This is a genomic window from Nitratireductor sp. PBL-C9, assembly GCF_050877045.1.
Taxonomy (GTDB): Bacteria; Pseudomonadota; Alphaproteobacteria; order Rhizobiales; family Rhizobiaceae; genus Nitratireductor; species Nitratireductor aquimarinus.
In genome coordinates, this window is the sequence record NZ_JBPAXW010000005.1 from 340608 (window position 1) to 354456 (window position 13849).

A 13849-nucleotide genomic window follows, 5' to 3' on the forward strand; every position below is an offset into this window, starting at 1 on the left:
CATCGGCCCGGATTTTTTCGTTTCAGGCGTTATCGGAAGCCTTCATTCGACCGGACCCGCAGAGAACTCAGCGAGCGCCGATTGAAGGTGCTCCAGGAACGCCTTCACCCTGACCTGCGGATATTTTCTGCCTGAGTAAAACCCATAAAGCACCAGATCCTCTGGCGCGGGCTCGAGATCAATTTTGATGAGGGAGCCGGCATCGATGTCTGACTGACAGGCATGAAGGGGCAAAACGGCAAACCCCAGCCCTTTCAGCGCCGCCGCCCGCGCCATCTGACCGCTGTTCACCCTGTAGCTGGATTGCACCTGAACGGTCTGCTCCTGTTTGAAACGCCAGGGCATTCCCTGAAGCACCGACATGCTCGTAATACACGGGGCCCTGCTCAACGCCTCCAGCGATTGCGGCGCCGGGTATCGCTCCAGAAGCTCTGGCGCAGCCACCACACAGCTCGGCCAGCGCAGGATTTCCCTTGCAACCCAGCCGGAATTCTCCAGCGGTCCGCGTCCAAAGCGCAACACCAGATCGAACCCTTCCAGCAATCCGTCCGTCGGGTCCAGCCGGGTGTCGCAGCTAAGCTGTATCTGCGGATGCCGAACGCAGAAATCCGCGAGGATTTCGGCCATGAACGGGAGGTCCGGCGTGATGATCCGCAGGTGACCGGACAGGGAATCCCCGAACAGGGACACCTCTTCCAGCGCATCATCCATCGCTTGCGTGAGCGGTGTCATGGACCGGTAAAGCTGCTTGCCTGCCGCCGTCGGGATCATCTTCCGCGTCGTGCGTTCCAGCAAACGAACATTGAGCTGCCGCTCCAGCAAGGCGACATGCCGGCTGACATTGGATGTCGGCAACTGAAGCTGCTCCGCCGCCAGCTTGAAGCTCAGCTTGTCATAGACCGCCTGGAAGCAGAGCAACCACTGAAGTTCGATTTTTTCCAGCATCCATTCGCCCAAATAACGGGATTAACAAAGCAACAAAGCCAGATTTATCGCCAATCAGGAGCTCGATACAAGCTGCATCAGATTTCTTGATCAGGAGAGAGCGGATGACCAGTGCAAAGCGAATTGCCATCGTGGGCGCCGGTGTCGCCAGTATGGCGCTCGCCATTTTCGCCACCAGACAAGGCCATCAGGTAAGCCTGTTTGAGCGTGGCAGTGCGGTTTCCTCAATGGGAGCCGGGGTCACCCTGTGGCCGAATGCCGTCTTCGTTATGGAGCAGATGGAGCTGGCAGACGCCATCAAACGCAAGGGCGGCGCGCCCCGCTTCATGCGCCAGTTCGATCAGCACGGCATCCAGAAGGCCGAATTTGATATCCTGGAAGTGAACAGGCTGTGCGGCTTCCCGAGCGTGACCATATTGCGTCGCGATCTCATGCGCATTCTGGCCGGGGCGTTGCATGCACTGGGCGTCGACATCAAGTTCAATCGCTCAATTGCCGCGCAGGATATCGAGGGGCTCAGGACGCAGTATGATCTCGTCGTCGGTGCAGATGGCCGCATGAACTCGGCGGTGCGTCAGGCGATCCATGCAGAAGACGTGCTTCCCCGCTATCAGGGTTTCATCAACATTATCGGCATCAGCCAGCCGGAGCGTGGCGTCATCGATGCCGCCATTCACGATTTCTGCGGGGCGGGAGAACGTTTCGGCATCGTCCCTGTTGGTGATGGTCTGTGTTTCTGGGCAGCCGCGTGGCGCACCCCGATCGACAGGACGCGGCCGTTGCCCGCCTGGTACGATGAGATGGACCAGCGTTTTCGGGACTGGCCCGGCCCGGTCCAGAATGTGCTGCAATCGCGCAACGAAATATCGCTCAATCGCATTTTCGTCCATGACCTCGATCCCCTGCCCCATTGGCATCGGGACAATGTCCTGATCATCGGGGATGCAGCCCACGCTCCCCTGCCCACCTCCGGCCAGGGCGCCTGTCAGGCGCTGGAAGACGCGTGGCATCTTTCCAGAATGCTGGAGGAACATGATCGTCTGGAGACCGCGCTTTCGCGTTTTTATGAGACGCGCATCGTGAAGACGTCTGCGGCGCAGTCTGCAGGGCGACAGGTCGCACAGCGAATTTTTGGAGACCAGTCGAAGTCCAGTCCCCCTGCCCCCGGGTTCTCCGCCGGGCAGTTGAGCCGTCTCTGGATGCAGGGTCTCGAAAAGGGATCAGGGTAATCGCAAATGGGCAATCAGCCTCATCGCCCTGATCGTAATTCCGGGGCTTCTGCTCGATTGCATACTCGCAGGCTACCCAAAGCCCGGCCATGTGTCGGCTTATCTTCTGGGCGCGGCTTTGGCATGGCGTTTGCAGTCCATGGGCACAGGGCACAGAGCGCCGCGCCCGCGCCCCAGAGAAAACAGGCGGGAAACCCCGCCTCTTTCAGCCTAAAGCAGCCCCTGCCCGCCCTCACCGCCCCGCCGAAACCAGCAGCATCATCGGCCGCTCCAGCTCCTCGGCCAGATCCGGCATTTCCGCGATCTGCGCCCTGGTCGGGGCGAATTCCCTGATCTCACGCAGCGCAAACCCTGCGCCGACAAGCGTGTTCAGCGTCGTCGCCATGGTGCGGTGATATTTGAGCACGCCGCTTGCGAACCAGTCCGTTCGCCGCTCCCCCTCCAGCGCGTAGCAATTGACCGGCCAGGTCTTGTGCCCGTCCTCTTCCGGCAGCCAGCGCGGCTGTGTGGCGGCCATGAAGATCGGATGCTCGATGGTGAACACGAAGTGCGCACCCGGCGTCAGCGCCGCATGGATCATCCGCACCAGCCGGTCGAAATCCTGAATATAGTGGAAGGTCAGCGCGCTGAAGGCGAAATCGAACGCGCCCTGCGGCAGTTCCAGCGTTTCCAGATCGGCAATGCGGTATTCGATGGCCGCATCATTCGTGTCGGCGCGCGCGCGCTCGATCATGTTCTGCGAGACATCGAGGCCAAGAACGCTCCGCGCCCCGGCCTCGCGCAGATAGCGGGACGCCCAGCCAAACCCGCATCCCAGTTCAACCACCCGCCGATCCGTCATATCCGGCAGCATGGCCTTGATGGCCGGCCATTCCGGCGCGCCCGCCAGACCATGCACCTGCCTGGGCAGCTGGCTGTAGCCTTCGAAGAACTCCGGGTTGTCGTAGATGTTCTGTGCCATTGAAAGTCTCCATTCCTTGAAAAAGAACGGGGCGCAGCTTCACGCACAAAACCCCGTCCGCACTGCGGCGAGGTTGCAGGATCATGGACCGCGTCTGGTTGTCAGCGTGTCTTAAACCCCGGCATCTCGCCTGAAGAGATGCCGGCCATCCGGGAAACGATGTGGGTGTCCTGTCCGATCATGACGCCATATTCTCCGCCATGGCGGATCTGTCAAGCTGCGGCCTCAGCGCCCGGAGCGCGCCAGCGCCACCGCTTCCACGATCTCGTCCGCGCTCATCGGCCGGCGATAGAGCCGGTTACCGATCAGGAAACTCGGCGTTCCGGCAAGCTTGAGCGCCTTTGCATGGGCCTCGTTTCGGCCAATCAGCGCATCGATTGCCTTCAGATGCACATCCAGCATGTCACGCACCGCGCCGGCGTCCGCCCCCACGCTGCGCAGCGCATCGTCCACCTTGCCATGCGTCAACCCGCCCTCAATGGCGATCACTTCATTATGCGCCGCCTCATAGACGCCCAGCGCCGCCGATGCATGCACCATGCGCGAGGCATACCACGCCACATCGCCATTGATCGGCCAGTCCTTCATCACCAGCCGCAGATTGCCGTCAGAGCGCACGATCTCCTTCAGCGCCGGGTGGATCGCCTTGCAGGAGGGGCAGAGATAATCGAAGAACTCCGCAATGGTCACATCGCCCGCCGGATTGCCCAGCGCCTGAAGCGCCGGGTCGCGCACCATGTCATTCAGGCTGGGCGCGGCGCGTGCCGCCAGCGGCGCAACCGCCAGCGCGCCGGAGGCTCCAGCCAGAAAGAAACGTCGGGAAATCATGCAGCCGCCTCCGCCTTTCGCACGGTCAGAATGGCGCGCAGACCACCACCGTCGCGGTTTTCGAGCGCCAGCGTTCCGCCCATGCGCGCCATCGCCGCCTGTGCAATGGCAAGCCCCAGCCCGCTACCGGTTGCCGAGCGGTTTCGCCCGCGCACGAATTTCTCCACCACCTGCGAAAGCTCTGCCTCGGGAATGCCCGGACCGCGATCTTCCACCACAAGGCGTACGCCATCATTCGCCTCGTCCACCCGGCACACCACGCCCGTGGTCTCCGGCGCATGGTTCAGCGCGTTCTCGATCAGGTTGCGCAGCGCCAGCGAGAGGAAATGCGGCTCGACAAGAACCCTGTCCGCGCCTTCGCCATCCGCCTCCACGCTCAGCCGCGCCGCGCCCTGCGGCAGCGGCAGCTCCGCCGCCACACTGCGCATCAGCGCCCGCGCGCTCACGGGTTGCAGGGTCGGCTCACTGTCATTCGCCTCAAGCGCGGTCAGGTCGAGAAGCTGCTTCACAAGCCGGCTCGTTCGATCCACGCCCATGGTGATCTGCCGCAACGCATTGGCGTGCACGGTCGGGTCATCGCTCGCCAGCGCAATCTGCGCCTGCGTTTTCACGCCGGCCAGCGGCGTTTTCAGTTCATGAGCGGCAAAAGCCGTAAAGCTGCGTTCGCGGTCGCGCGCATCTTCCACCCGCTTGAAAAGCCCGTTCAGCGCGTTCACCGCCGGCGCAATCTCCTTCGGCAGACTGGCCGCCTCCAGCGGGCGCAGATCATTGGCCGCGCGCGTCGAAAGCGTTTCGGCCATGTCGCTCAGGGGCGAAAGGCCGCGGCGCACCGAAACGAGAATGACCCCGGCCAGAAACGGCAGGATCAGAAGCGCCGGCACCACCAGCCCCTTGATCACATCGCTCACCAGGCTGTCGCGGATCTGGAGGCTGTCGCCCACCATCACCCGCACGCCCAGAACCTCGTTTTCCACGGTGAACACGCGCCAGCGCTCGCCACCCACTTCGGTCTCTGAAAACCCGTCCTGAATTTCCGTCAGCTGGGCTTCCGGCGCATTTTCCGAGCGCCCCACAAGGCTGCCTTCCAGCGTCCAGATCTGGCAGGAGAGCTGGCGTTCATAGGGGCGATTGCTGAGTTCGAACTCCCCCATCGCCTTGCGGGCGGCATTTTCCTCCAGCCCCACCTCGATACGGTGGTCGGAAAGGAGCGAATTGACCATCCGCGCCGCTTCCATCAGCCGCGCATCCAGCACCCGCTCCACCTCGGCCTGCGTGCTGAGATAGATCCAGCCGACCGCGAGCAGCCACACGAGCCCGGTCGAGCCCATGAGGATCAGGATCAGCCGTGCGCGGATGGATCTCATGCGCCCGCCTCCCGGAGCCGATAGCCAACCCCGCGCACGGTTTTGATGAAATCGGAGCCAAGCTTGGAGCGCAGCTTGTGGATGTGCACCTCCACGGCGTTGCTCTCCACCTCTTCCTGCCAGCCATAGATCGTTTCTTCGAGCGCCGGTTTGGAAAGGATGCTTTCCGGCCGCTCCATCAGCGCCGCCAGAAGCGCGAATTCGCGCCGCGTCAGGATCACCGGATCACCGTCGCGGCTCACCGACTGGTTTGCCGGATCGAGCGTCACCCCGCCCCATGCAAGCGTTGCGCTGGAGCGCCCCTTGCCCCGGCGCACCGCCGCGCGCACACGCGCCGACAATTCGTCGAGATCAAAGGGCTTTCCCACATAGTCGTCTGCGCCGGCGTCCAGCCCGGCGATCCGGTCGGGAACCTGATCGCGCGCCGTCAGAAGAACCACCGGCGTGGCGTCACCCCGCCGGCGCAGATCCGAAAGCACGTCGAGGCCAGAGCCATCCGGCAGCATCAGATCGAGCACGACCCCTTCATAGGCCTGTGCGCTGAGCGCGGCGAAAGCGTCCTCGCAGGTGGCCACGGCATCGACCGCAAAGCCGGCAAGCCCCAGCCCCACGGTCAGCCCGTCCAGAAGCAGCGGATCGTCTTCAACCACCAAAAGTCGCATCGCACGCGTCTCATTCGATCAAGCATTCAGACCCGAAGGCCCGCATCAGGTCACCAGAAGATGTTCCATCTTCGGATCGGGAATGACAACAATCGGGCTGCCGTCCCTTACATTATCGTGCAGGTGAATCACATCCTGGTTGATCAGGCGGATACAGCCGGACGACACCGCCTTGCCGATGCTCCACGGCTCCGGCGTGCCATGAATGCGGTAAAGCGTGTCCTTGCCGTTCAGATGGATATAGTGCGAGCGTGCGCCAAGAGGATTGCGCAGGCCCGGCGGCATGCCGCCATTGGCGATGCTGTAGGGCTCCAGTTCCGGCCGCCGCGCCACCATCTCGTTCGGCGGCGTCCAGCGCGGCCATTCACGGCGATAGGCCATGATCGCACGCCCCGCCCAGGAGAAGCCGTCGCGTCCGACGCCAATGCCATAGCGCGTCGCGCGGTTCGGTCCCGTCACGTGGTAAAGATACCTGTTCGGCGTATCCACGATCAGCGTGCCCTTGCGCTCGCTGGTGGGATAATCCACATCCTTGCGCCACCAGCGCTCTTCCAGATGGCTGACATCCACTTCGGGAATGGGAAAACGCTCATTCGGCATGGCGTAATACATCGGTGGAACGACGCGCCTGGGCTTGGGCGGCTCAACCACTTTGGGAGCCTCGGGCCTTGGCGTCGCAACGCAGCCCGAAACCGCCAGCGCGCTTAACCCGGCCAGAAAGCCACGCCGCCCCAACCGTCCTGAACCGACAGAATGTCCATCGTCGATATGTTCCTCGTCCGGTCGGTCGGACGCCCGCATCCGGGCGCTCATGCCCGTGCGAAAATGCGCCATGCTGAAAACTCCTTGCTGCATTGAGCTGTTTGCCGTCTGCCCAAACAACACCCACCTTAAGGCTGCCTTAAGTTGAGGCGTTCAATTCGCTCTCCAGCATCCCGCCATGAGGGTACGAACCCGGCGGTCCACACAATTTGAAGTGACAGAATGAAGACGATCCTGATCGCGCTTATGGCTTTCCTGTCCGTCAGCCTTGCGCCCGCCCCCGCCTCGGCCCAGACCGCAAAACCGCTGCCGGTCGAAGACGCCTTCACCCTTGAGGTCACCCGCACCCAGGACGGCACGCTTGCCCTCAACTGGCAGATCGCCGAAGGCTATTATCTTTATCGCGATCACATCGGCGCTTCGCAAAACGGCGCGGAACTGCCACTGGAAACCAGCCCCGGCATCCGCAAGGACGATCCCACATTCGGCCTCTCCGAAGTCTATTACGATGCGGCGAGCGCACACTTAGCCGAACAGGTCTTCGGCACATTCGACGTCACGTTTCAGGGCTGTCAGGATGGCGGCATCTGCTATGCGCCGGAAAACCGGCAGGTAAACGCCCTGTCGCTTGCCGTCACCACGCCGGCGGCCCCGCAGGCCGCAGCGCCCGTGGAATGGGTCACGGAAGAAGCGCCGACCGCCGCATCACCCGCCGCCCCCGCAACCAGTGAAGACACCGGCTTCGCGCTTGCCGAAGATGACGGGCTCATCCAGTCGCTGCTCGGTCGCGGCGGCGTTCTGCTCGTTCTGGTCAGCTTCCCGCTCTTTGGCCTGCTTCTCGCCTTCACCCCTTGCGTCTTCCCCATGTATCCCATCATGGCCGGTGCACTGGCGCGCGAGGGCGACCGGCTCACCGCCTGGCGCGGCTTCGAGCTTTCCTCGATCTATGTGATCGCGCTCGCCTCGGCCTTCGCGTTGCTGGGCGCTGCCGCCGGCTGGTCCGGGCAGAACCTGCAGCTCGTTCTGCAGTCGCCTGTCACGATCGGCATTCTGTCAGCGCTCTTCGCGGTTCTGGCGCTTTCCATGTTCGGCCTGTTCGAGCTGCAATTGCCCACTGCATGGACAAGCTGGGTGGCAAACCGCACGGGCGGCGTCGGCGGCTCACGCCGCTCGGCGGCCATTCTCGGCTTCTCGTCAGCCCTCATCGTCGGCCCCTGCGTCACCGTTCCGCTCGCCGGCGCACTCCTCTACATCGCCCAGACCGCCGATGTGGCGCTGGGGGCGGCAGCCCTTTTCGGCCTTGGCATCGGCAAGGGCATCCCGCTCATCATCATGGGCACGCTTGGCGGCAAGGCCCTGCCGCGCGCCGGCGCATGGATGGAAAGCGTCAAGCGCGTGTTCGGCTTCGGCTTCCTGGCCACCGCCATCTGGACGGCGACACCCCTCCTGCCCGCCGGCCTTGATCTCGCGCTCTGGTCAGCCCTTCTCATCGCCATCGCAAGCTTCGCCTTCAGCGCAAAGATCGCAGAAACGACGCCGCTCGCCGCCGTCCGCTCGGTTGGCGCGCTGTCGCTCATCTACGGCATCATCCTGATGCTGGGCGCGGCGTCCGGCGGCACCGATCCGCTCAAGCCGCTGGCCCAGATCGCCCAGCGCAGCGAGGCATCCGCCCCCGCCCGCGAACTCACCTTTGGACAAACCGGCTCGATCCCCGAGCTCAAAGCGCAGCTCGCCAGCGCCGGCGATGCGCCCACCCTCGTCTATTTCACCGCCGACTGGTGCGTCACCTGCCGCGTCATCGAGCGCTCGGTCCTGCCGGATGCCGGCGTGATCGACGGTCTTGGCGGTTTCCAGCTCATCAAGGCCGACCTGTCTGACTTCAACGACGAGAACGCAGCTCTCATGAAAGCCCTTGAAGTGGCAGGCCCGCCCACCATGCTCTTCTTCGATCCCGCAGGCCGCGAGGTCGCCGGCACCCGCCTCGTCGGCTCCGTCACGGTGGAAAACCTGACCGGCTCGGCCAAAACCGCAGAGGCGCTCTGATCATGAATGCCGTATCTCTCGGGCCGCTCGTGCTTGCGGCAGACCGCTTCGCGGTTGTACTCGCCATCTTCGTCTTCCTCATCGTCACCGGCATCATGGCCCGCAAGGTGGACGAACGCTTCAACGCCTGGTCCTGGTGGGCGTTTCTCGGCGGCATCATCGGCGCGCGCCTCGGCCATGTGCTCATCAACATGGAAAGTTTTGTGGCCGACCCGCTGCGCATTTTCGCGGTGTGGCAGGGCGGCTTCTACTGGCCAACCGGTGCAGCCGCCGTCATCGTCAGCCTGCTCGTCATGCTGCCCACAGGCCGCCAGCGCCTCTGGGCGGTCCTGCCGCTCGCCCTCTCCCTCATCGTCTGGAACACGACATGGCAGCTCACCGGCGGCACCGACCCGCTCGCCGTCCCGGATCAGGCCTTTGAAACGCTGGAGGGCAATGGCTACCGCCTCGAAGAGCACAAGGGCACGCCGCAGGTGGTCAATCTGTGGGCGACGTGGTGCCCGCCCTGCCGGCGTGAAATGCCCATGATGGCCGACATCGCCGCCTCCACGGACGACGTCACCTTCGTCTTCGCCAATCAGGGCGAAGGCCGCACCGCCATCCAGCGCTATCTCGCCGCCTCCGGCCTCTCGCTCGACACGATACTTGTCGACCAGTTCAGCGATCTGTCGCGCTTCTACAGCGCCCCCGGACTGCCCGCCACGCTGTTCATCGACGCCGACGGCGTCCTGCAACACGCACATCTGGGCGAAATCTCACGCGAGGTGCTCGTCGAAAAGATCGAGAACCTCAAAACCAGCATCAGCCCATCAGGAGACACAAGGCCATGATGAACCGCCGTACCCTGCTCGTCGCCGGCGCAGCGACGCTCGTCACCGCCGCCGGTCCGGCCCGCGCCCAGCTTTACCCGACCGTCGAAGAGGTTCTGTTCGACCCCGAAATCCCGGTCATCGGCAATCCGGATGGCGACGTAACCATCGCCGAGTTCTTCGATTACCAGTGCCCCTATTGCAAACGCGGCCACCCCGACCTGCTCGACGTGGTGCGTGAAGACGGCAATGTCCGGCTGGTGATGAAGGACTGGCCCATTTTCGGCGGCCCGTCCGTCCATGCGGCAAGCCTCGTCCTCGCCGCCGGCCCCGATTATGAAGCCGTCCACAACGCGCTGATGGCCACGCCCGGACGACTGACGCAGGACGAGGTCGACGAGACGCTTGCCGCCGCCGGCCATGACCCGGAAAAACTCCTGTCGAACTTCAAGAAGGACCGCCAACGCATTGAAGGGATTCTCTCCCGCAACATGGAGCAGGCCAATGCGTTCGGCTTCAACGGAACGCCGGCATTCCTCTTCAACACCAAGATCCAGTATGGCGCGATGCGCCGCAACGACATTGTTGCCGCCATTGCCGAGGCCCGTGGCTAAAGCAATTCCGCCAAAAACGGGAACCGGTTTTGCGTCCAAAATTGCGCAAAACAAAAACACCGCAAAAGAAAGGGGGGCGTAAAGCCCCCCGAACAAGCGGTCATTTCCGTACAGGCGGTCAGCCCGCCACCTTCCCGACCCAGCGCCACCAGGCGCTTTCATTGCCGTGGAAGACGTTCAGGTCGATCTTGCCGTCAACGCCCTGGCTCAGGCCCGATCCCGAATACTGCCAGAACACCCAGTCACGGCCCGGATAGACCTTCGAGGGATGTTCGGCCACGGCGCGCAGCCAGAACGGATGGTTCGGGAACGCGCCCTTCAGATTGTCCTCATAGAAATCCGGAGCGGTGTAGATGACAGGCCGCTGGCCGTAATGGCGCTCCAGCCGGTCGAGGAAGACCTTCATCTTCTCCAGAACTTCGGCACGCGAAGGCTTCCATTTGCAGCTCGACTGGTGGTTCCACTCCACATCCAGAACCGGCGGCAGCGCGCCCTTCACCTTGGGCACATTGCGAATGAACCACTCGGCCTGGTCAGACGCCTTCCGGCACCAGAAGAAGAAGTGATAGGCGCCCCGGCGAATGCCCGCCTTCGCGGCCCCGTTCCAGTTCGTCTTGAACATCGGGTCGATATGATCGATGCCGTCGGTCGCCTTGATGTAAGCGAAATTCGCGCCACGCGAGCGCAGCTTCACCCAGTCAATGTCGCCCTGCCAGCGCGAAACATCGACGCCATGCACCGCATGATGCTTGGGCGTCACCTTGCCGAAATTGATCGGATGCGCATCCCCGAACCGGCTGCGATACACCTTGCCGGAAGAAGAGCTTTTGGGCCGCACGGAGGGCGCCGGCATCGGCGTGATCATCGCCACCTGCTGCAGTGCAGGCGCGGAAACCCGGTCCGGCTCGGCAATCGCCATCATGCCCGCTTCGCTCGCAGGCTCGGCCATCACATCGGCGCTCCCCGCCCCGGGGACACCGACGCCGGGCCGCACAATGGAGCTCGTCACCTCGTTCGAGGGCGGGTCAATCTTGAGCGCTGTATCGATACTGGGGCCACCGGTGCAACCGGCAAGGCCAAGGGTCAGAACGACAGGTCGAAGGAACGCGGGAAGACGCATATACGATCTGCATGGGTTCGAGGGATCTGGGTCCCCGGCAGCTTTCGCCGGGCGAATAGCCAGTAATAGCCTCAACTTACCAATAAAGTTTGAATCAAGCCGTTAACCACGCCGCAAGGATGTCGGCCCACCTCCGTCCCCATGCGCCGCCCCCAATGCGCCGCCCCCAATGCGCCGCCCTATCCACAAGCTGGCAAATAAAAACCGCGGATTGAAACCTGCCGTTAGGCTGCGAGACGTTACACCGCCCGCTGCACAGGAAAACGGGCGCGCGGTTTTGAACAATTTCACGCTATTTGCGGCAAACGCGATTGTCGTTCTGGTCATGGCTTCGGTGTTCTTCATCGCCGGTCGGGCGCGGCGCGAGCCCTATTGGGACACCTGGGGCGTCGCCAATCTCGTGATCTGTCTCGCGCTTCTTTGCTATATGGCCGGCGCCCATCTGCCCGACGCGCTGCGCGGCGCACTGCCCAACGGGCTTCTCGTGCTGGGCATCAGCCTGCGCTGGCGCGCCGCGCGCCAGTTTGAAAACAGGCACGCCCCGCTGGCGCTCTTCTTCCTGCCGCTTGCGCTCTTCCTTGTCTTGAGCGCGGCACCGCTTGCCGCAGGCTCCTACCCAGCCTTCCATCTGGTCACGAACGTCATTCAGACAGCCATCGCACTGGCTTGCGCCTATGAGTTCTGGCGCGACAACGATGACAAAAGCCTGTCGCGCAAGGGGCTGATCCTCGCCTACGGCATTCTCGCAGCCACATTCATCATCCGCTTCGCACAGGCGTTGCTCGTCGGCGATGGGTTCGTGCGCCAGATGTCCCTCGACACGATCCTGACCATCCAGCTTTACGTCGCCCTCTTCCACTTTCTGGCTTCAAGCGCCTTTGCGCTTACCCTTGCCTATGAACGCGATGCGCAGAAGCTGCATCACCTCGCTTCGCATGACGGCCTGACCGGCCTCCTGAACCGCCGCGCCTTTGAAGCCGAGGCCCGCAGCTTTCTGGAGCGCAATCCCGAGCAGCCCTTCGCGCTTGCGATCTTCGACCTCGACCATTTCAAGCAGATCAACGACCAGCACGGCCATGCCACGGGTGACCGAACTCTTGAGGCCTGCGCAGAGGCGTTTCGTGAAACCTTCGAGCAGTCTGCGATCATCGCGCGCTGGGGTGGCGAGGAGTTTGTCGCCCTCCTGCCCGACCTCTCACCCGTGGAGGCCGCACTCGCCGTCGACAGGCTCCGCGCCAACGTGGCAGCCATAGCGGTGCCCACCCAAAACGGCGTCATGCACCCATCCCTGAGCGCCGGTCTTTGCTACAGCAACGCGAAGCGCACGCGCGATCTGGAAACGCTTCTCTCCGTCGCCGACAGCGGCCTTTACGCCGCCAAGAAGCGTGGCCGCAACCGGGTCGAACAGGTGGCCGTCACGGCCGCCTGACCCGCTGAACGGGGATAGATCCCGCGCATCATCCCCGCACATCCCATAAAGACCGGTCATCGCTTCCCGTTTCGGGGCGCGATTTCTCCCCTCCCGTTCAAACAGGCTTATCCTTCTCCCTGCCCATCTCGTGGGAAAGCAGGTCGCGACGGTGATCTCGCGGAGATGGGACGGTGCCCGGGCCGGTCGCATAACGTGTGTGGTCGCTGCTAGCGGGCGGCTGGTCCGGCGAAGGACCGCATTCAGACGCGGTCTGGTGCGATGGCCCGCCCCAGGGCGAAGCCTGAGCACCCGGTTCCAGGGCGATCCCTGTCGGAAGTTGTCAAGAGCCGGGCGGGTGGCTGAAGGGTCGCACGTTTTACAATAAAGATGAGCGTCGCTTCAGCCGCCCGTCTTCCCATACTCCAGCAAGAACCCGGCGCAGGCGCGGGAGCGTTTCCGCACGCCTGCACTCCACCTGGAAACTGGCAACCGGCAAAGGTTCTAGCTGCTGATATGCGCCCTTGGCATTCCATACATCAACTGCTCGAACCCCTGCCGCGTCACATGCACCAGCGTGCGATGATCGCCGCCCTCGAAATAGACGTCGTCATCGGCATCGAGCGCTTCATCAATCATGCATGCGATGCGGTATGGCGCACCAAACACGGGAACCGCACCCTCATCGCAATCGGGAAACAGCGCCGCCGTTTCCTCCTCGCTTGCGAGCACGACCTTCTCACCCAGAATGTCGGCCACCTTGCCGAGATCGACCTGCCTGGAGGCCGGCACCACGGCCAGCAGATAGCTGTCATCCCATTTGAGCACCACGCCCTTGGCCATTTCGCGACCCGGAATGTGGCTCACCCGCGCCGTCATGGCAGAGCTTGCCGTGCGGTTGTGTCTGGCCACGTCATAGGGCACGTGGCTGTCTTCCAGAAATTCATGCATCGTCATGGCGATACCCATGGTCCCGTTCCTTTCCTGCCTTCGGGCCGGCAGCGGATGCAGACATGGATTGCGCATCGGCCCTGCCCGGTTTCTGACCCATCGGTCAGCCGGCGCGTCGGGCGCGGTTCTGGATATGCGGACAAGGGCGGCGTC

General features: G+C 63.2%; 13 protein-coding genes. 5 read left to right on the forward strand and 8 right to left on the reverse strand.

Features of this window, described 5'->3' with window-relative positions:
* Positions 1-42: 42 nt before the first annotated feature.
* Positions 43-945, reverse strand: a complete 903-nt coding sequence (locus ACRTG1_RS13280) for a LysR family transcriptional regulator (RefSeq protein WP_432516253.1) — start codon at positions 943-945, stop codon at positions 43-45.
* Positions 946-1049: 104 nt separating this feature from the next.
* Here ACRTG1_RS13280 and ACRTG1_RS13285 point away from each other — a divergent pair, with 104 nt between their 5' ends.
* Entirely contained in the window at positions 1050-2174 is a 1125-nt protein-coding gene (locus tag ACRTG1_RS13285) for an FAD-dependent monooxygenase (RefSeq protein WP_432516254.1), read from the forward strand.
* Between the two features lie 232 nt (positions 2175-2406).
* On the opposite strand, the gene ACRTG1_RS13290 is transcribed toward ACRTG1_RS13285, so the two are convergent.
* The 5 genes from ACRTG1_RS13290 to ACRTG1_RS13310 all read right to left on the reverse strand — a co-directional run bounded on the left by ACRTG1_RS13290 (position 2407) and on the right by ACRTG1_RS13310 (position 6823).
* Positions 2407-3135 carry a class I SAM-dependent methyltransferase gene (locus ACRTG1_RS13290; protein ID WP_432516255.1) on the reverse strand — a complete coding sequence of 243 codons (729 nt, stop codon included), beginning with the start codon at positions 3133-3135 and terminating at the stop codon, positions 2407-2409.
* Positions 3136-3360: 225 nt separating this feature from the next.
* Positions 3361-3963: a thioredoxin domain-containing protein gene (locus ACRTG1_RS13295; protein WP_206543810.1), complete on the reverse strand. Its 603-nt coding sequence runs from the start codon at positions 3961-3963 to the stop codon at positions 3361-3363.
* Positions 3960-5327, reverse strand: coding sequence for an ATP-binding protein (locus tag ACRTG1_RS13300; RefSeq protein ID WP_206543811.1), 1368 nt, complete (start codon positions 5325-5327; stop codon positions 3960-3962). The genes ACRTG1_RS13295 and ACRTG1_RS13300 overlap by 4 nt, the downstream gene beginning before the upstream one ends.
* Positions 5324-5989 (reverse strand): response regulator, encoded by a 666-nt coding sequence (locus ACRTG1_RS13305; RefSeq protein ID WP_432516256.1) that lies wholly within the window; start codon positions 5987-5989, stop codon positions 5324-5326. Before ACRTG1_RS13305 ends, ACRTG1_RS13300 begins: the two co-directional genes overlap by 4 nt.
* 45 nt (positions 5990-6034) lie before the next feature.
* Positions 6035-6823: a L,D-transpeptidase gene (locus ACRTG1_RS13310; RefSeq protein ID WP_224873519.1), complete on the reverse strand. Its 789-nt coding sequence runs from the start codon at positions 6821-6823 to the stop codon at positions 6035-6037.
* A gap of 150 nt (positions 6824-6973) precedes the next feature.
* On the opposite strand from ACRTG1_RS13310, the gene dsbD reads away from it, so the two are divergent.
* The 3 genes from dsbD to ACRTG1_RS13325 are packed head-to-tail and all read left to right on the forward strand — an operon-like array spanning position 6974 to position 10217.
* Positions 6974-8794, forward strand: a complete 1821-nt coding sequence (gene dsbD / locus ACRTG1_RS13315) for a protein-disulfide reductase DsbD (protein ID WP_432516257.1) — start codon at positions 6974-6976, stop codon at positions 8792-8794.
* Positions 8795-8796: 2 nt separating this feature from the next.
* Complete coding sequence (locus tag ACRTG1_RS13320) at positions 8797-9624, forward strand: TlpA disulfide reductase family protein (protein ID WP_206994242.1); 828 nt, start codon at positions 8797-8799, stop codon at positions 9622-9624.
* Positions 9621-10217 carry a DsbA family protein gene (locus ACRTG1_RS13325; protein WP_113155542.1) on the forward strand — a complete coding sequence of 199 codons (597 nt, stop codon included), beginning with the start codon at positions 9621-9623 and terminating at the stop codon, positions 10215-10217. Before ACRTG1_RS13320 ends, ACRTG1_RS13325 begins: the two co-directional genes overlap by 4 nt.
* Before the next feature lie 118 nt (positions 10218-10335).
* Here the strand turns inward: ACRTG1_RS13325 and ACRTG1_RS13330 are convergent, their stop codons facing one another.
* Positions 10336-11337: a glycoside hydrolase family 25 protein gene (locus ACRTG1_RS13330; protein WP_113155543.1), complete on the reverse strand. Its 1002-nt coding sequence runs from the start codon at positions 11335-11337 to the stop codon at positions 10336-10338.
* 277 nt (positions 11338-11614) lie between these two features.
* Here ACRTG1_RS13330 and ACRTG1_RS13335 point away from each other — a divergent pair, with 277 nt between their 5' ends.
* On the forward strand, positions 11615-12766 hold the full coding sequence (locus ACRTG1_RS13335) for a GGDEF domain-containing protein (RefSeq protein WP_432516258.1): 1152 nt from the start codon (positions 11615-11617) through the stop codon (positions 12764-12766).
* A 483-nt stretch (positions 12767-13249) separates the two neighbouring features.
* Here the strand turns inward: ACRTG1_RS13335 and ACRTG1_RS13340 are convergent, their stop codons facing one another.
* Positions 13250-13714, reverse strand: a complete 465-nt coding sequence (locus ACRTG1_RS13340) for an aminoacyl-tRNA deacylase (RefSeq protein ID WP_113155545.1) — start codon at positions 13712-13714, stop codon at positions 13250-13252.
* Between the last annotated feature and the right edge of the window lie 135 nt (positions 13715-13849).